General features: G+C 68.8%; 20 protein-coding genes. 3 read left to right on the plus strand and 17 right to left on the minus strand.

Going from position 1 to position 15,840, the window contains the following annotated elements:
- Positions 1 to 30: 30 nt before the first annotated feature.
- From A9O67_RS01885 to A9O67_RS01895, 3 genes are read right to left on the minus strand one after another with little or no spacing between them, the layout of a single operon-like run.
- Positions 31 to 999: a diguanylate cyclase gene (locus A9O67_RS01885; protein WP_068606846.1), complete on the minus strand. Its 969-nt coding sequence runs from the start codon at positions 997 to 999 to the stop codon at positions 31 to 33.
- On the minus strand, positions 986 to 6,388 hold the full coding sequence (locus tag A9O67_RS01890; protein WP_068606848.1) for a response regulator: 5,403 nt from the start codon (positions 6,386 to 6,388) through the stop codon (positions 986 to 988). The genes A9O67_RS01885 and A9O67_RS01890 overlap by 14 nt, the downstream gene beginning before the upstream one ends.
- A 12-nt stretch (positions 6,389 to 6,400) precedes the next feature.
- Positions 6,401 to 6,796, minus strand: coding sequence for a response regulator (locus A9O67_RS01895; RefSeq protein WP_197484399.1), 396 nt, complete (start codon positions 6,794 to 6,796; stop codon positions 6,401 to 6,403).
- Positions 6,797 to 6,969: 173 nt separating this feature from the next.
- Here A9O67_RS01895 and A9O67_RS01900 point away from each other — a divergent pair, with 173 nt between their 5' ends.
- Complete coding sequence (locus A9O67_RS01900; protein ID WP_068606853.1) at positions 6,970 to 7,476, plus strand: TlpA family protein disulfide reductase; 507 nt, start codon at positions 6,970 to 6,972, stop codon at positions 7,474 to 7,476.
- Positions 7,477 to 7,537: 61 nt separating this feature from the next.
- Here A9O67_RS01900 and A9O67_RS01905 read toward each other — a convergent pair whose 3' ends face one another.
- The gene (locus A9O67_RS01905; RefSeq protein ID WP_068606855.1) at positions 7,538 to 7,981 is read right to left on the minus strand and encodes a c-type cytochrome; all 444 of its coding nucleotides are present in this window, start codon (positions 7,979 to 7,981) and stop codon (positions 7,538 to 7,540) included.
- 90 nt (positions 7,982 to 8,071) lie between these two features.
- On the opposite strand from A9O67_RS01905, the gene A9O67_RS01910 reads away from it, so the two are divergent.
- Together A9O67_RS01910 and A9O67_RS01915 are read left to right on the plus strand one after the other, a co-directional pair.
- Entirely contained in the window at positions 8,072 to 8,767 is a 696-nt protein-coding gene (locus A9O67_RS01910) for a cytochrome b/b6 domain-containing protein (protein ID WP_068606858.1), read from the plus strand.
- Positions 8,768 to 8,813: 46 nt separating this feature from the next.
- Entirely contained in the window at positions 8,814 to 9,335 is a 522-nt protein-coding gene (locus tag A9O67_RS01915) for a GNAT family N-acetyltransferase (RefSeq protein WP_082955282.1), read from the plus strand.
- 21 nt (positions 9,336 to 9,356) lie between these two features.
- On the opposite strand, the gene A9O67_RS01920 is transcribed toward A9O67_RS01915, so the two are convergent.
- The 13 genes from A9O67_RS01920 to A9O67_RS01980 all read right to left on the minus strand — a co-directional run.
- Positions 9,357 to 9,869, minus strand: a complete 513-nt coding sequence (locus A9O67_RS01920) for a peroxiredoxin (protein ID WP_068606860.1) — start codon at positions 9,867 to 9,869, stop codon at positions 9,357 to 9,359.
- Positions 9,870 to 9,999: 130 nt separating this feature from the next.
- Positions 10,000 to 10,263, minus strand: coding sequence for a 30S ribosomal protein S17 (gene rpsQ / locus A9O67_RS01925; RefSeq protein ID WP_068606862.1), 264 nt, complete (start codon positions 10,261 to 10,263; stop codon positions 10,000 to 10,002).
- A gap of 11 nt (positions 10,264 to 10,274) precedes the next feature.
- Positions 10,275 to 10,472: a 50S ribosomal protein L29 gene (gene rpmC / locus A9O67_RS01930; RefSeq protein ID WP_068606864.1), complete on the minus strand. Its 198-nt coding sequence runs from the start codon at positions 10,470 to 10,472 to the stop codon at positions 10,275 to 10,277.
- A 14-nt stretch (positions 10,473 to 10,486) separates the two neighbouring features.
- A complete protein-coding gene (gene rplP, locus A9O67_RS01935; RefSeq protein ID WP_068606866.1) occupies positions 10,487 to 10,903 on the minus strand; it encodes a 50S ribosomal protein L16 in 417 nt (138 codons plus the stop codon).
- Between the two features lie 2 nt (positions 10,904 to 10,905).
- A complete protein-coding gene (gene rpsC, locus A9O67_RS01940; protein WP_068606868.1) occupies positions 10,906 to 11,766 on the minus strand; it encodes a 30S ribosomal protein S3 in 861 nt (286 codons plus the stop codon).
- 16 nt (positions 11,767 to 11,782) lie between these two features.
- Entirely contained in the window at positions 11,783 to 12,115 is a 333-nt protein-coding gene (gene rplV / locus A9O67_RS01945; RefSeq protein ID WP_185974540.1) for a 50S ribosomal protein L22, read from the minus strand.
- Between the two features lie 6 nt (positions 12,116 to 12,121).
- On the minus strand, positions 12,122 to 12,397 hold the full coding sequence (rpsS, locus tag A9O67_RS01950; protein WP_068606870.1) for a 30S ribosomal protein S19: 276 nt from the start codon (positions 12,395 to 12,397) through the stop codon (positions 12,122 to 12,124).
- 11 nt (positions 12,398 to 12,408) lie between these two features.
- Positions 12,409 to 13,233, minus strand: coding sequence for a 50S ribosomal protein L2 (gene rplB / locus A9O67_RS01955; protein ID WP_068606872.1), 825 nt, complete (start codon positions 13,231 to 13,233; stop codon positions 12,409 to 12,411).
- 2 nt (positions 13,234 to 13,235) lie between these two features.
- Complete coding sequence (gene rplW / locus A9O67_RS01960; protein ID WP_068606874.1) at positions 13,236 to 13,550, minus strand: 50S ribosomal protein L23; 315 nt, start codon at positions 13,548 to 13,550, stop codon at positions 13,236 to 13,238.
- Positions 13,547 to 14,167 (minus strand): 50S ribosomal protein L4, encoded by a 621-nt coding sequence (gene rplD, locus A9O67_RS01965; RefSeq protein ID WP_068606876.1) that lies wholly within the window; start codon positions 14,165 to 14,167, stop codon positions 13,547 to 13,549. The genes rplW and rplD overlap by 4 nt, the downstream gene beginning before the upstream one ends.
- Positions 14,168 to 14,178: 11 nt before the next feature.
- Positions 14,179 to 14,838 (minus strand): 50S ribosomal protein L3, encoded by a 660-nt coding sequence (gene rplC / locus A9O67_RS01970; protein WP_068606878.1) that lies wholly within the window; start codon positions 14,836 to 14,838, stop codon positions 14,179 to 14,181.
- Positions 14,839 to 14,995: 157 nt separating this feature from the next.
- Positions 14,996 to 15,307 (minus strand): 30S ribosomal protein S10, encoded by a 312-nt coding sequence (gene rpsJ / locus A9O67_RS01975; protein ID WP_058615886.1) that lies wholly within the window; start codon positions 15,305 to 15,307, stop codon positions 14,996 to 14,998.
- 10 nt (positions 15,308 to 15,317) lie between these two features.
- Positions 15,318 to 15,840 (minus strand): EF-Tu C-terminal domain-related protein (locus A9O67_RS01980; protein ID WP_269451551.1); only part of this gene is annotated, 523 nt, incomplete at its 5' end.

The raw sequence follows: 15,840 nt of genomic DNA on the forward strand, positions 1-15,840 counted from the left end.
GCCCGAACGCGCGCTCGGGGCAACCGGCACTCAGGCGGAATCGTCCCCGTCATCGCCCAGAGCGGCCGCACACATCCGCGCCCGCCCCCGATGTTTGGCTTCGTACAACTGCGCGTCGGCCAGCCCGAGCAGCAACGCCGGCTGCCAGCCGGGCCGCGCCGGGCCGGCACGCGTGGCCACCCCCAGGCTGACCGTCAGCACCCCGCCCGAGCCCCCGTGACGGTGCGGAATGGCCATGGCGCGCACGGCCTCGAGCAGTTGCACGGCCAACCGCTGCGCGTCTTCCAGCCCGGTGTCGGGCAGCAGGCAAGCGAACTCCTCGCCCCCGTAGCGCGCCACCAGATCGGTGCCGCGGCGCACCTGCTCGCGCAGGCACGCCGCCACGCGCCGCAGCGCGTCGTCGCCGGCCTGGTGGCCGTAGTGGTCGTTGTAGGCCTTGAAATGGTCCACGTCCACGAGGATCAGGCTCAACGCGCTGGCGTGGCGCTGCGCGCGCGCCCATTCGATGTTCAGGCGCTCGTCGAACTGGCGCCGGTTGGCCACACCGGTCAGGCCATCGACGAAGGCCAAGGTTCGCAGCAGATCGGACTGGAACTTCAGCGTCAGGTGGGTGTGGACGCGCGCCCGGACCACGCTTGGATTGATGGGCTTGGGGATGAAGTCCACCGCGCCGGCTTCCAGGCAGCGCGTCTCGATGTCCTCGCCGCTGTGCGCGGTGACGAAGATCACCGGGATGTCGGCGGTGTCGCGCTCGGCGCGCAGCGCGCGCAGCACCGCAAAGCCGTCGAGCCCCGGCATCACCACGTCCAGCAGGATCAGGTCCGGCAACTGCTCGTGGGCGACCCTGAGCGCCTGCTCGCCGCCGGTGGCCATGAACAGCTGGTGCTCGGCCGACAGCGTGCGGTACAGCACCTGCAGGTGCACCGGCTGGTCGTCCACCAGCAGCAGGCGCGGCTTGCGCGCCGGCCACGCCGGGGCGGCGGCATCAAGCGGCAGCATCGGCCACCCCCGCCTGCGCGGCCCGCAGCAGGGCCTGCACCGCCGCCTGCGCCGCCTCGAAGTCCATCGCCTCCATCGCGCGGTGCAGCGCGGCCCAGCGCTCGTCCTGCGCCACGGCCGGCTCGGCCAGCAGCGCATCGTGCACCTCCAGCGCCTCCATGTCGCTGGCGGCCAGCAGGTCCTGCAGGCGCTGCAGCGTCTCGCGCCAGCGCGCCGGGTCGGCGTCGGCCGCAGCCTGCGGGCCGGCCTCTTCGGGCGGGGCCTCCACCAGACCGCGCGCCTGCAGTTCGGCCAGCACGCGGCGCAGGGCCTGTTCGCTGCACTCCAGTTCCTCGGCCAGCGCCGGCCACCACGGCGGCAGCGGTGCCCGCGCTGCGGCGGGATCGCCCAATTGCGCCTTGACGGCGCGCTCGGCCTCGGCGGCGCGCTCGGCCAGCCGCACCGCGCCCACCGTGCCGGCGGTGCCCTTGAGCGTGTGCAACAGCGCAGCCAGCCGCTCATCGGCGCCGGCGTCCAGCTGCGCCTGCAGCTGCGCCTGCGTGTGCACCAGCCCCTGCACGAAGCCGCGCACGATGCGCGCATACAGCGCCGGGTCGTCGCCCAGGCGCGCCAGCGCCGCCGGCACGTCCACGCGCTCGGCCTCGGGCCACGGCGCCGTCAACGCCGCCTGCACGGAAGGCGGCCGCGCTGACGGCGGCTCGGCAGCAGCCGCGGCCGCCGCTGTCTCGGGGCGCACCGCGTTCGGCGCCCAATGCAGCAGCACGCGCACCAACTGGTCGATCGCAAACGGCTTGCCGACGTGGTCGTTCATGCCCGCGGCCAGACACGCCTCGCGGTCGCTGGCCATGGCGTTGGCGGTCATCGCCACGATCGGCAACGACTGCAGACCCAGCTGGTGGCGGATGGCCTGCGTGGCCTGCAGCCCATCCATCACCGGCATCTGCATGTCCATCAACACCACGTCCCAACCGTCGGGGTGCTGACGCAGCAGGTCCAGCGCCTGCTGGCCGTGCTCGGCCAGCGTCACTTCGGCGCCTTCGCGCTTGAGCAGGTCGCGCGCCACCTGCTGGTTGATGGGGTTGTCCTCCACCACCAGGATGCGCATGCCGTCCAGCCGGCGTCCGCTGGGCGCCGGGGCAGCCACCGGGGTCTGCCCGTACGCGGCGGCGCGCGCTGCGCGCACCGCCTCCAGCAGCATCGACGCGCTGACCGGCTTGACCAGAAAGCCGTCCAGTGCCGCCTGCCGCTCCTGCGGCACCTGCGCCAGCACCTCGCGGCCGCTGGCCGTGACCATGACGATCGCAGCACGGCGGTCGGCCGGCACGTCCTGGCGCAACGCCAACGACAGCGCCAGCCCGTCCATGCCGGGCAGCGACCAGTCGACGAACACCGCATCGAATGGGCGCTCGGCCGTGCGCACCTGCTGCAGCGCGGCCTCGGCGTCGGCCACCGCGGTGCAGCTCCAGCCGAGCTGGCGCACCGCCCCGCACAGCAGCTCGCGCGCCAGCGGATGGTCGTCCACCACCAGGCAGCGCAGCGCCGCCAGTTCCCGCGGGATGGCCTCGGCGGCCAGCGCCGCCGGCACGTCGCGCGCCACCGGCAGCTCGATCTCGAAGGCAAAGGTGCTGCCCTGCCCCGGGGTGCTGTCCACGGTGATGGTGCCGCCCATCAGCTGCACCAGCCGCTGGCTGATGGCCAGCCCCAGCCCCGTGCCGCCAAAGCGCCGCGTGGTGGAGCTCTCGGCCTGCGTGAAGGCGCTGAACAGCCGCGCCTGCGCCTCGGGTGCAATGCCGATGCCGGTGTCGATGACCGCCAGTCGCAACCGCACGCGCTCGGCCCCGTCGGGCTCGACGTGGCGCTCGAGCAGCCGCGCCTGCAGCGTGACGCTGCCGGCGGCGGTGAACTTGATGGCGTTGCCTGCCAGGTTGATGAGCACCTGCTGCAGCCGCATGGCGTCGCCCACCAGCACGCGCGGGATGGCGGGGTCCAGGTCGAACAGCAGCTCCAGCCGCTTGCCCTTGAGACTGGCGGCCATGATGGTGGCCAGATCCCGCCAGAGCCGGTCCACGACGAACGGCTCGGGGTCCAGTTCGAGCTTGCCTGCCTCGATCTTGGAAAAGTCCAGGATGTCGTTGATGATGCCCAGCAGCGACTTGGCCGCCGACTCGGCTTTTTCCGCGTAGTCGCGCTGGCGCGCATCCAGCGCCGTGCCCAGCAACAGCTGCAGCATGCCCAGCACCGCGTTCATCGGCGTGCGGATCTCGTGGCTCATGTTGGCCACGAACTGGCTCTTGGCGTGGCTGGCCTCCTCGGCGGCGCGGCGGGCGTTTTCGATCTCGGTGACGTCGTAGCGCAGGCCGACGTGCAACCCGCCGGACGTCAACCGCTCGACGATGCGCAGCGCCTGCCCGTCGGGGCGATGAACGACGCGATCGGTGGTGCCCGCGCGGAAATCCGCCAGCCGCTTTTCGAGCCACGCCTCGGGGTCCTCGCCACGCAGGTCGATGCTGCGGCGCGCGACACCGGCCCGGATGAAGGTCTCGAAATCCACGCCGGGCTGCAGCACATCGGCCAACGCCTCGTGCAGGCGGTAGAAGCGGTCGTTGGCCCAGACCAGCCGCTCCTGCGCGTCGAACACCGACAGCGCCGCCCCCACCGCGTCCAGCGCGCTGACCAGCAGCTCGCGGTTGGCTTCGGCCTCGGCGCGCGCGCGCTCCAGCTCGGTGATGTCGATGCGAAAACCCACCACGTAGCCATCGGGCGTGCGCCGCTCGATGACGCGCAGCACGCGACCGTTGCCCAGGTGCTGGATGAAGTCCTCGTTGGCGGCGCGGTGGCGCGCCATGCGCTCGGCCACCCAGGCGTCGACGCGACCGACGGCCTCGGCGTACTCGCCGCGCTCGGCACCGTAGCGGATGATCTCCTCGAAGGTGCGGCCGGGCTCCATCAGCGGCGCGGCAACGGGGTAGATCTCGCGGTAGCGCTCGTTGCAAAACACCAGCCGGTCTTGCGGGTCGAACAGCGCAAAGCCCTCGCCAATGGTCTCGATGGCGCTGCGCAGCAGCTGCTCGGCGCGCGCGGCGTTTTCCTCGGCGGCCTTGACGTCGGTGATGGCCAGGTTGGTGCAATAAATGCGCGTGGCGCGCCCCTCGGCGTCGCGCTCGAAGACCTGACCGCGGGTGCGTATCCACAGCCAGTGCCCGTCAGTGTGGCGCATGCGCAGCGTGTATTCGAAGGCGTCGCTCAGGCCCTCGACGTGCGCGTGCAGCCCGAGCATCACGCCGGGCAAGTCCTCCGGGTGCACATGCTCGGCCCAGGTCGCCATGCCGATGCGCAACGGCGCCGGCTCGGCGCGGCCCAGCATGCGCAGCCAGCGCTCGTCCACCTCGGCCTCGCCGTTGACCGGATCCAACACCCAGGTGCCGGCGCCGGTGGCGCGCAGGCTGTTGTCCAGCCGCTGCTGCGACGCCTGCAGCGCTGCTTCGGCCTGCTTGCGTGGCGTGATGTCGAAGCGGATGGACAGATACCGCTCGATGCAGCCGTTGCGGTCGAACAAGGGCGCCACGATGCTGTCCACCCAGTAATGCCGACCGTCCTTGGCGCGGTTGCAGATCTCGCCGCGCCACGCATGGCCAGCGCTGATGGTGCCCCAGAATTCGGCCCAGAACGCCGCATCGTGCTCCCCGGACCGGATGATGCTGTGGGGCGCACCGATCAGCTCGTCGCGCGCGTAGCCGCTGATGGCGCAGAAGGCCTCGTTGACATCGACGATGGTGCCGTCCGGCGCGGCCTGGCTGACGATGGCGTGCTGGCGCACGGTGGCCATCAGCGTCTCGGCTTCGGCCAAGGCGATCTGCAGACGATCCTGCGTGCGCACCCGCTCGGTGATGTCGATCTCCACCGCCATGAAGCCGGTGCACGCCCCGGCCTCGTCGTGCAGCGGCACGAGTTCGATCGACACCCAGTAATCGCGCCCGTCCTTGCTGCGGTTGAGGATGTCGACCTGGCAGCCCCGCCCCTGGCGCACCGCCTCGCGCAGCACGGCCACCGCCTGCGGGTCGGTGGCCGGCGTCTGCAGCAGCCGCCCGGGGATCTGGCCGATCAGCTCGTCGCGCGTGTAGCCGGTCAGCTCCTCGCAGGCCGCGTTGACCCAGGTGATGCGCCCCGCGCGGTCGGTGAAGATGATGGCGTTGTGCGTGTGACGCGCCACCAGCGACAGGCGATCGACGTCCGACTCCAGCGCCCGCAGCCGCTCGCGCTCGGCGCGGCGCAGCCGGAATACCGCCGTCGTGGCCCAGCCCGCCAGCAGCGCGACCGGCAGCGCCCCCACGGCGATGATCAGGGCGGCCACCGGCTCCCACTGGCGCTGCAGCGCCGGCGTGCTGCGCACGAACAGGTCGTAGCGGCGCTGGCCCAGTTCGACCTGGCGGTGAGCGCCCGCCCAGGCGCTGCCGCGCCAATCCCGCCCCGCAGCCAGCAAGGCACCCCCACCATGCTGGTCGCCGTCGATCAGCGAGACGCCCTCATCGCCCGGGCCGGTATCGGACGGAATCGCCTGCCCGGGCGGGGTCCGGGCGGCGGTGCGCGAAGCGGCCGCATCGATCCAGTGCCAGTCGTAGAGCGGACCGCTCAGGCCCGCCTCACGTGCCAGTTCCGCCGCCGGCACGCCCATAGCGACAAAGCCCACCAGGTCGGCCGCGCGCTGCGCCGCGCCGGCCGGCGTCCAGCCGCCCCGGTACACCGGCAGCACGAACAGCAGTCCGTATTCGTTCCGATCGGTGTTGGCCAAGCGCAGCGGCGCGCTGACGGTCAGGTTGCCGGTAGACGCCGCCTGCTGCATCGCGTGCCAGCGCGCGGGGTCGGACCCCAGCTCCAGCCCGATCAAGTGCTCCTGGCCAGACGGCTCGATCCAGTCGATGATGTAGCGGTCGCCCTCGGCCTGAGACAGCGGGCGCAGGGGGCGGTAGCGCACGTCCACCGGCAAACCGCGACGGCGCGACTGCTCCAGCCAGTCGGCCACCCGGTCGGCTGGGACGCGGCGCACGAAGGCCAGCCCGGTGGTGGCGGCGTAACGCTCGGGCAGCTCCAACGGCCCCACGTAGGCGCGCGCCTCGCGCCAATCGGCGCCCGGGTGCGCATGCAACCATCCTCGCACCCCCAGCAGCAGGCCTTCGTAGCGGTCGAATGCGCTGCTCAACTGGCGCTGCGCATTGTCCAATTGGCGCTCCAGATGCGCCTGCAAATCGCGGTGCGCGCGCTGCTCCAGCCAGGCCGCCACCCCCAGCCCCAAGGCCAGCACGGCCAGCGCCACGAGCAGCGCAGCCCAACCTGCCCCTGCGCTGGCCAGCGGCGACCCGTGGCGCCCGTCCGTGGCATGCGGCGCGGCCATCCCCTTACCCCTTCAGCCCAGCACGCGCTGCAGCTCGTCCCGCAGCCGCTCGGCGTCCAGCGGCTTGGCCACGTAACCATCGGCACCCGCATCCAGCATGCGGCGGCGGTCTTCGGGCAGGTCGTAGGCGGTCACCATGATGACGGGCGTGCGGCGGCGGCCCGCGCGCTCCCATGCCCGCAGCTCGGCCAGCGCCTCCAGGCCGCCCATGTCGGGCATCGTGACGTCGAACAGCGCCACGTCGAAGGACTGCGCCCGCAGCGCTTCCAGCGCCTTGCGTCCGTCCGGGACCAGCACCCCGCTGTGCCCCATCTCGCGCAGAATGCGCGTGGCCAAGCGCAGATTGAGCGGATTGTCGTCGGCCACCAGCACACGCAGCGGCCGCAAGGGGGAAGCGGTTGCGGTCATAGCGAACGATTGTGCCCGCATTCCCCCGGGCGGCAAGCCCGTCATGCCCCTGGCCGGAGCAAATTCGAACTTTTTCGGGGTATCGGTTTCACAAACACCACAGTCCCGGGCGCGGCGTGCGCCTGCGGACTGTGGTCCAATCCCGCTTGATACCGCCCCAAGGATTTTTGCGCATGACCCCCCGTATCCGTCCCTGGCTGCTGGCTACGCCCCTGCTCGCTGCGGTGGGAGGGCTGGGCCTGGCCGGCTGCGCGCCCGCCGAACGCGCGCCCGAGTCCACCTTCCGCCTGTTGGACGGCAGCACCTTGACCAGTGCCGATCTGCGCGGCAAAGTGTTGCTGGTCAACTTCTGGGCCACCACCTGCGTCAGCTGCGTCAAGGAAATGCCACAACTCATCGAGACGCACCGGCGCTTTGCCGCGCGCGGCTTCGAGACGGTCGCGGTGGCGATGAGCTACGACCCGCCCGAATGGGTGGCCAACTTTGTCCGGACACGGCAGTTGCCGTTCAAGGTGGCGCTCGACAGCGACGGCACGCTGGCGCGCCACTGGGGCGAGGTCAAACTGACCCCCACCACCTACATCGTGGACCGGCAGGGCCGCATCGTCAAGCGCTACGTCGGCGAGCCGGATTTTGCGGCGCTGGCCCAGCTGCTGGACAAGCTGCTCGCCGAGGGTTGAGGGCCGAGCAGCCGCCCCCCGGATGCCGCGGGGCGGCGCATACCACCCCGCGGCCAGATCATTATTCGCGGTAGGCGTCGTGACAGGCCTTGCAGGTGGCCGCCGCATCGCCAAACGACTTTTTCACCGCATCCAGGCTGCCTGTGCGGGTGGCGGCCTCCAGATCGGCGATCGCCTTGACCATCTTGTCGGCGCCCGCGCGCACCTTGTCCATCTCCCTCCAAGCCTCGGGCTTGGTGCGGCTCTTGATCTTCTCGGTGTCGGGGGTGAAGCCGGCCCACGGCAGCTTGGACATCGTCGCGGCGATAGCCGCATTTTCTTGCGCCACCTTGGCATCGAAGGGCACGCGCCCTTGCGCCATCGCGCCGATGCGGCTGAAATGCGCGCCCAGCACAGTGAACGCCGACTGGCGGTATTTGACGGCGTCCTCCGGCTTTTGGAACTGCGCATGGGCAGCACCACTGAGGAGTACGGCCGCCGCAGCGGCGAGGATGCGAATCTTCATGAAAAAAACCTCCAACGGATCAGCGGGAACTCCAGTGTATGCTGATGTTCAAGCATTTGCTGTGACATTGCCACGCCAAGGGATTTCGCCATGACCTCTGCCCCCCACCCCAATACCGACCACATCCCCGTGCGGGTCTGGGATTTGCCGACCCGGTTGTTTCACTGGCTGCTGGTCGCGGCCGTGGTGGGCCTGGTCATCACCGGCAACCTGGGGGGCAACTGGATGACCTGGCACCAGCGGCTGGGCTATGCGGTGCTGGCGCTGCTGGTGTTCCGCCTGCTGTGGGGGCTGGTCGGCGGTCGCTGGTCGCGCTTTCGGCATTTCGTGCGCGGGCCCGGCGCGGTGCTGGACTACCTGCGCGGGCGCCGCCGCCCGCACGACGAGGTCGGGCACTCGCCCCTGGGGGCGCTGTCGGTGCTGGCCATGCTCGCGGTGCTGGCGGTGCAGGTGGGCACCGGCCTCATCAGCGACGACGAGATCGCCTTCGTGGGGCCGCTGGCGCGCTTCGTCGCCTCCGACACCGCGTATGCCGCGACGGCCTTTCACAAAAGCTGGGGCAAGCTGTTGGTGCTGGGGCTGATCGCCTTGCACATCGCGGCCATCGCCTACTACCGGCTGCGGCGCGGCAAATCGCTGCTGCCGGCCATGCTGCACGGCGACAAACCGCTGCCGCCCGACACCCCGGCCAGTGCCGACGGCTGGCGGCAACGCCTGCTGGCATTGGCGGTGGCGGCGGCCAGTGTCGCGGCGACGGTGGCCGTGGTAAACCTGGGCAACCCCTGAGGACGGCCCCCTCGCCCGGCGCGGCGGATGCCCCTATCATTGGCGCATGGTCGACGATCCCGCCTTGGTCGCCCCCTCCGGCGCTGCACCGGACATCCGCCTGCAGACCGTCGTCGACGGGGCGCCGCTGGAACACATTCGCACCCTGTTCCTGGAATACCAGGACGACATTGGCATCGACCTGTGTTTTCAGGGGTTTGCAGACGAGCTTGCGGGCTTGCCGGGCGCCTACGCGCCCCCGCTGGGTGCGCTGGTGCTGGCCACGGTGGACGGCGAAGCGGCCGGCTGCTGCGCCCTGCGCCCCTTGTTGGACAGCGACCACGGCAACGCCTGCGAGATGAAGCGCCTGTTCGTGCGGCGGGCGTTTCGGGGATTCGGCCTGGGCCGCCAACTGGTCGAGCAGATCCTGCTGCTGGCGCAGCAGGCCGGCTACGATTGCGTGCTGCTGGACACGCTGCGCGACATGGAGGCCGCGCGCACCCTGTACCACGAGATCGGGTTCGAGGAAATCCCCCCCTATTACCACAACCCGCTGCCGGGCGCGCACTACCTCAAGCTAAGTTTTTGACCGCGCACGGGCGCGATGGCGTCAGCGCAGTTGCCGCGCCTGCGCCAGCAGCGTGTCGGCGTCGCTGACCTCGAACTGGCCCGGCCCCTCGATGTTGAGCGCCTTGACCACCCCATCCTGCACCAGCATGGAGTAGCGGTTGCTGCGCAGGCCCAGGCCGCGCGCCGTCAGATCCAGCGTCAACCCCGTGGCCTGGGCGAACTGGGCGCTGCCGTCGGCCAGCATGCGCACCTTCCCCGCCGTGCCCTGGTCGCGGGCCCACGCGCCCATCACAAAGGCGTCGTTGACGCTTACGCACCAGATTTCGTCCACCCCGGCGGCGCGCAGCTCGTCGTAGCGTTCGATATAGCCCGGCACATGCTTGGCCGAGCAGGTCGGCGTGAAGGCGCCGGGCACGGCGAACAGCGCAATCGTCTTGCCGGCCGCGGCGGCGCGCACGGGCACGGGGTTTGGGCCGATGCTGCAGCCATTGCCCTCCGTCTCGCAGTACTCCAGCAGAGTCACGTCGGGCAGGGTGTCGCCAACCTGGATCATCTCGGGTCTCCTCGCAAATAAAAACGGGCGACCGCATTGTCGGTCGCCCGGATTGACCTGGCAACGAGGCCGGTCATTGGCATGGAGGCCAGCGAGCGGCGGCCACCCGGGCCGCCGCCGCGACGGTGCATCAGACCTCGGCGGCCTTTTGCACCAGGCGCGTGGCCACCCAGTTCTTGGTCTTGGACAGCGGACGGCTCTCGGTGATCTCGACGATGTCGCCCAGCTTGTACTCGCCCTTTTCGTCGTGGGCGTGGTACTTGCTCGACTTGATCACGATCTTGTCGTAGAGCTCGTGCTTGACACGGCGCTCGACCAGCACGGTGATGGTCTTGGCGCGCTTGTCACTGACGACCTTGCCGATCAGCGTGCGCTTGAGTTTGCCTTGCGTCATGGGTGTGCTCCTCACTGGCCGGCGGCCTGCTTCTCGGCCAGGATGGTCTTGGCGCGAGCGATGGCCCGGCGGGTCTGACGCAGCGCAGCCGTGTTGCCCAGCTGTTGCGTGGCCTTTTGCATGCGCAGGTTGAAGTGGGCCTTCTGCAGCGACTTGATCTCGGCCTGCAGACCGGCGACGTCCTTTTGGCGCAGTTCAGCGGATTTCATGGTGTGCTCCTTCCTCACTGGCCCAGCATGCGCGTCACGAACGTGGTGCGCAGCGGCAACTTGGCCGCCGCGAGCTGGAACGCCTCACGCGCCAGCTGCTCGGGCACGCCGACGATTTCGTACAGCACCTTGCCGGGCTGGATCTCGGCCACGTAGAACTCCACACCGCCCTTGCCGTTGCCCATGCGGACCTCGGCCGGCTTCTTGGTGATGGGCTTGTCCGGGAAGACGCGAATCCAGATACGGCCGCCGCGCTTGACGTGGCGGCTGATGGCACGGCGAGCGGCCTCGATCTGGCGCGCCGTCAGACGGCCGCGGTCGGTGGCCTTCAGGCCAAAGTCGCCAAACACCACCGTGGTGCCGCTGGTGGCAACCCCGGTGTTGCGGCCCTTGTGCTCTTTGCGGTATTTGCGACGAGCAGGTTGCAACATGGTTATTCTCCTTTGCCGTCCGCTGCTGCAGATGCGGGTGCGTCGGAACGAACGCGCTTAACGGCGGGTTGTGCGGTGGCCTCGGCCGGCTTGTCGCTGCCGTCGGCCGGCGCCGCATTGCTGCCACCCCGGCGGGCGCCACCGCGCGGGGGACGGGCCCCTTCGCGGCGCGGACCGCGAGGACGGCGCTCATCGTCGGGACGCGGCGTGCTGTCCAACGACGGCACGTCGTTGCGGCCCAGGTTGTCGCCCTTGTAGACCCAGACCTTGACACCGATGGTGCCGTAGGTGGTCTTGGCCACCGAGGTGCCATAGTCGATGTCGGCGCGCAGGGTGTGCAGCGGCACGCGGCCTTCGCGGTACCACTCGGTGCGCGCGATTTCGATGCCGTTCAGACGGCCCGACGACATGATCTTGACGCCCTGCGCACCCAGGCGCATGGCGTTCTGCATCGCGCGCTTCATGGCGCGGCGGAACATGATGCGCTTTTCGAGCTGCTGGGTGATCGAGTCGGCGATCAGTTGCGCGTCGACTTCGGGCTTGCGGATCTCTTCGATGTTGACGGCCACCGGCACGCCCAGCATCGTGGCGAGGTCCTTCTTCAGGCGCTCGATGTCCTCGCCCTTCTTGCCGATCACCACGCCCGGGCGAGCCGAGTAGATGGTGATGCGCGCGTTCTTGGCGGGACGCTCGATCACGACGCGCGAGACGGCGGCGTTCTTGAGCTTTTCGCGCAGGTACTCACGCACCTTGATGTCGTCGGCGAGCATGCCGGCGAACTCGCGGTTGCTGGCGTACCAGCGGCTGGCCCAGTTGCGGCTGACCGACAGACGGAAGCCGGTAGGATGGATTTTCTGCCCCATGGTCTTCCTTTCCTGGTCAGTTGCCGACGGTCACGTAGATGTGGCAGGTCGGCTTGCTGATGCGGTTGCCCCGGCCCTTGGCACGCGCCGTGAAACGCTTGAGCGTGGTGCCCTGCTCGACGTGGATGGTCTTGACCTTCAGCTCGTCGATGTCGGCACCGTCGTTGTGCTCGGCGTTGGCGATGGCGGACAGCAGCGCCTTCTTGATGATGCCGGCAGCCTTCTTGGGCGTGAAGGTCAGGATCTGGAGGGCCTGGTCCACCTTCTTGCCGCGAATCAGGTCGGCCACCAGCCGGCCCTTGTCGGCCGACAGGCGCACGCCGCGAACGATACAGCGGGTTTCCATGATCAATCCTTACTTCTTGGCTTTCTTGTCGCCGGGGTGGCCCTTGAACGAGCGCGTCAGCGAGAACTCGCCCAGCTTGTGGCCGACCATCTGCTCGGTCACGTACACCGGCACATGCTGCTTGCCGTTGTGCACGGCAATGGTCAGGCCGATGAACTCGGGCAGGATCGTCGAGCGCCGCGACCAGGTCTTGATCGGCTTCTTGTCCTTGGCGGCCTGCGCCTTCTCGACCTTGGCCATCAGGTGATGGTCAACGAAGGGACCTTTTTTCAGAGAACGAGACATGGCTCAACCCTTTACTTCTTGCGGCGCGACACGATCATGTTCTGCGTGCGGCGGTTGCTGCGGGTGCGGTAACCCTTGGTCAGGTTGCCCCACGGATCGACCGGCGGCTTGCCGGTACCGGTGCGGCCCTCACCACCACCGTGCGGGTGATCGATCGGGTTCATCGCCACGCCTCGCACCGTCGGGCGGATGCCCATGTGGCGCTTGACGCCGGCCTTGCCGAGCTGGCGCAGGCTGTGCTCGCTGTTGGACGCCTCGCCGATGGTGGCGCGGCAGTCCACGTGCACCTTGCGCACTTCGCCGGAGCGCAGGCGGACCTGGGCATAGACGCCCTCGCGCGCCAGCAGCACGGCGGAGGCACCGGCCGAGCGCGCCATCTGGGCGCCCTTGCCCGGCTTGAGCTCGATGCAGTGGATGGTCGAGCCGACGGGGATGTTGCGGATCGGCAGCGTGTTGCCGACGCGGATCGGCGACTCCGCCCCGCTCACCACGGTCTGCCCGACTTCGATACCGCGCGGCGCGATGATGTAGCGGCGCTCGCCATCGGCGTAGCACAGCAGCGCGATGTGCGCGGTGCGATTGGGGTCGTACTCCAGGCGCTCCACCTTGGCCGGGATGCCGTCCTTGTTGCGACGGAAGTCCACGACGCGGTAGTGGTGCTTGGCACCGCCGCCCTTGTGGCGCACGGTGATGTGCCCGTTGTTGTTGCGACCGGCGGTCTTGGCCAGCGGCTCCAGCAGCGGGGCGTAACCGGGGCCCTTGTACAGGTTATCGCGCGAGACCTTCACCATGCCACGACGGCCCGGCGAGGTCGGCTTCATCTTGATGACTGCCATGATCAGACACCCTCTCCGCCGAACTGGATCTCCTGACCTTCGGCCAGGGTCACATAGGCCTTGCGCACGTGGTCACGGCGACCGATGGTCTTGCCGAAGCGCTTGACCTTGCCCTTTTGGTTCAGGACGTTGACGTCCTGCACCTTCACGTTGAACAGCAGCTCCACCGCAGCCTTGATCTCGGGCTTGCTGGCATCGCGCAGCACCTTGAACAGGACGGTGTTGGCCTTTTCGCCGACGCGGGTGGCCTTCTCCGAGATGATCGGCGCCACCAGCACTTGCATCAGGCGACCTTCGTCGAACTTCGGCTGGCTCATGCGAACATCTCCTTGAGTTGGTCGAGCGCACCCTTGGTGACCAGCACCTTCTTGTAGTGCACCAGCGACACGGGGTCGGCGTAGCGCGGCTCGACGACCAGCACGTTGGGCAGGTTGCGCGACGCCAGGTACAGGTTCTCGTCGACCTCGTCGGCGATCACCAGCACCGAGTTCAGGTTCATGGCCTTGAGCTTGCTCGCCAGCAGCTTGGTCTTGGGCGCATCGACCTTCAGGCCCTCGACCACCGACAGACGGCCTTCACGCACGAGCTGCGAGAAGATGGCGGCCATGCCGGCGCGGTACATCTTCTTGTTGAGCTTCTGGCTGAAGTTTTCGTTGGGGCTGCTCGGGAAGATCTTGCCGCCCCCGCGCCACAGTGGCGACGAGGCCATACCGGCACGGGCGTTGCCGGTGCCCTTCTGACGGAACGGCTTCTTGGTCGTGTGCTTGACGGCACCACGATCCTTTTGGGCGCGCGTGCCCTGGCGGGCGTTGGCCTGATAGGCCACGACCAGCTGGTGCACCAGCGCTTCGTTGAATTCGCGACCGAACACGGTCTCGGGCACGTCCACGGTGGACGCGGCCTGACCCTGGTCGTTGAGGAGTTCGACTTGCATCCGTTCGCTCCTTACTTGGCAGCCTTGACGGCCGGACGGACGGTCACGAAGCCGCCCTTGGCACCCGGAACGGCCCCCTTGATCAGGAGCAGTTGACGCTCGGCGTCGACACGCACCACGTCCAGGTTCTGGGTGGTGACGGTCTCGTCGCCCATGTGACCGGTCATGCGCTTGCCCGGGAACACGCGGCCCGGGTCCTGCGCCATGGAGATCGAGCCCGGCACGTTGTGCGAACGGCTGTTGCCGTGCGAGGCGCGCTGCGAGCCGAAGTTGTGGCGCTTGATGGTGCCGGCGTAGCCCTTACCGATGGTCGTGCCCTGCACATCCACCTTCTGGCCGGGCTGGAACAGCTCGGCAACGGGGATGACCGCGCCCGGGGCGTACTTGGCCGCCACCTCGGCGCTGACGCGGAACTCCTGGAGGATTTCGCCGGCTTCGACGCCAGCCTTGGCAAAGTGACCGGCCATGGGCTTGGTCACCCGCGTGGCGCGCCGCTTGCCGAACGCCACCTGCAGGGCGTCGTAGCCGTCGGCGGCCTGGGTCTTGACTTGCGCCACCCGGTTGTTGGACACATCGACCACCGTGACGGGCACTGCGTCCCCGTCCTCGGTGAACAGACGCATCATGCCCACCTTGCGGCCCAACAACCCGAGAGAGTTGCTCAGACTCATTGTTTTCTCCGTTCCCGACTGCAATTGGCCGGGGCTGATGGCCCGCCCCCAGAAAAATCTTCCGAAGGCACGGGCAGGTTACAGGTTTGCTTCGCCCGCAAAAAGAGCGAAGCCCGCAAGTTTACCTTGCGGGCTTCGCGGCGTCAAGCGCTGCGGATTACTGCAGTTTGATCTCGACGTCCACGCCGGCCGGCAGATCCAGCTTCATCAGCGCGTCCACCGTCTTGTCGGTCGGATCGACGATGTCCATCAGACGCTGGTGGGTGCGGATTTCGAACTGGTCGCGGCTGGTCTTGTTGACGTGCGGCGAGCGCAGGATGTCGAAGCGCTTCATGCGCGTCGGCAGGGGCACGGGGCCCTTGACGATGGCGCCGGTGCGCTTGGCGGTATCGACGATCTCGGCCGCAGAGGCATCGATCAGCTTGTAGTCGAACGCCTTGAGGCGGATGCGGATCTTTTGCTTGTTCATGACCGCAGCCTCACTCGATGATCTTGGCGACGACGCCGGCGCCGACGGTGCGGCCGCCTTCGCGGATCGCAAAGCGCAGGCCTTCTTCCATCGCGATCGGCGCAATCAGCTTGACCGTGATCGAGACGTTGTCGCCCGGCATCACCATCTCTTTGTCCTTGGGCAGTTCGATGGAGCCCGTGACGTCGGTGGTGCGGAAGTAGAACTGCGGACGGTAGTTGTTGAAGAACGGGGTGTGGCGGCCGCCTTCTTCCTTGGACAGCACGTACACCTCACCGGTGAAGTGGGTGTGCGGCGTGATGGAGCCGGGCTTGGCCAGCACTTGGCCGCGCTCGACTTCCTCGCGCTTGGTGCCGCGCAGCAGAATGCCGACGTTGTCGCCCGCCTGGCCCTGGTCGAGCAGCTTGCGGAACATTTCCACGCCGGTGCAGGTGGTCTTGGCGGTGGGGCGGATGCCGACGATTTCGACCTCGCCACCGACCTGGATGATGCCGCGCCCGCTACGGCCCGTCACCGCGGGCTCGCGGCCGGAG

Source organism: Tepidimonas fonticaldi, assembly GCF_001675355.1.
Classification (GTDB): Bacteria; Pseudomonadota; Gammaproteobacteria; order Burkholderiales; family Burkholderiaceae_C; genus Tepidimonas; species Tepidimonas fonticaldi.

Bases quoted from the DNA above. Each gene is read 5' to 3' on its own strand.
- A9O67_RS01885 (WP_068606846.1), bottom strand. From the start codon at position 999: ATGCTGCCGCTTGATGCCGCCGCCCCGGCGTGGCCGGCGCGCAAGCCG.
- A9O67_RS01890 (WP_068606848.1), bottom strand. From the start codon at position 6,388: ATGGCCGCGCCGCATGCCACGGACGGGCGCCACGGGTCGCCGCTGGCC.
- A9O67_RS01895 (WP_197484399.1), bottom strand. From the start codon at position 6,796: ATGACCGCAACCGCTTCCCCCTTGCGGCCGCTGCGTGTGCTGGTGGCC.
- A9O67_RS01900 (WP_068606853.1), top strand. From the start codon at position 6,970: ATGACCCCCCGTATCCGTCCCTGGCTGCTGGCTACGCCCCTGCTCGCT.
- A9O67_RS01905 (WP_068606855.1), bottom strand. From the start codon at position 7,981: ATGAAGATTCGCATCCTCGCCGCTGCGGCGGCCGTACTCCTCAGTGGT.
- A9O67_RS01910 (WP_068606858.1), top strand. From the start codon at position 8,072: ATGACCTCTGCCCCCCACCCCAATACCGACCACATCCCCGTGCGGGTC.
- A9O67_RS01915 (WP_082955282.1), top strand. From the start codon at position 8,814: ATGGTCGACGATCCCGCCTTGGTCGCCCCCTCCGGCGCTGCACCGGAC.
- A9O67_RS01920 (WP_068606860.1), bottom strand. From the start codon at position 9,869: ATGATCCAGGTTGGCGACACCCTGCCCGACGTGACTCTGCTGGAGTAC.
- rpsQ (WP_068606862.1), bottom strand. From the start codon at position 10,263: ATGACGCAAGGCAAACTCAAGCGCACGCTGATCGGCAAGGTCGTCAGT.
- rpmC (WP_068606864.1), bottom strand. From the start codon at position 10,472: ATGAAATCCGCTGAACTGCGCCAAAAGGACGTCGCCGGTCTGCAGGCC.
- rplP (WP_068606866.1), bottom strand. From the start codon at position 10,903: ATGTTGCAACCTGCTCGTCGCAAATACCGCAAAGAGCACAAGGGCCGC.
- rpsC (WP_068606868.1), bottom strand. From the start codon at position 11,766: ATGGGGCAGAAAATCCATCCTACCGGCTTCCGTCTGTCGGTCAGCCGC.
- rpsS (WP_068606870.1), bottom strand. From the start codon at position 12,397: ATGTCTCGTTCTCTGAAAAAAGGTCCCTTCGTTGACCATCACCTGATG.
- rplB (WP_068606872.1), bottom strand. From the start codon at position 13,233: ATGGCAGTCATCAAGATGAAGCCGACCTCGCCGGGCCGTCGTGGCATG.
- rplW (WP_068606874.1), bottom strand. From the start codon at position 13,550: ATGAGCCAGCCGAAGTTCGACGAAGGTCGCCTGATGCAAGTGCTGGTG.
- rplD (WP_068606876.1), bottom strand. From the start codon at position 14,167: ATGCAAGTCGAACTCCTCAACGACCAGGGTCAGGCCGCGTCCACCGTG.
- rplC (WP_068606878.1), bottom strand. From the start codon at position 14,838: ATGAGTCTGAGCAACTCTCTCGGGTTGTTGGGCCGCAAGGTGGGCATG.
- rpsJ (WP_058615886.1), bottom strand. From the start codon at position 15,307: ATGAACAAGCAAAAGATCCGCATCCGCCTCAAGGCGTTCGACTACAAG.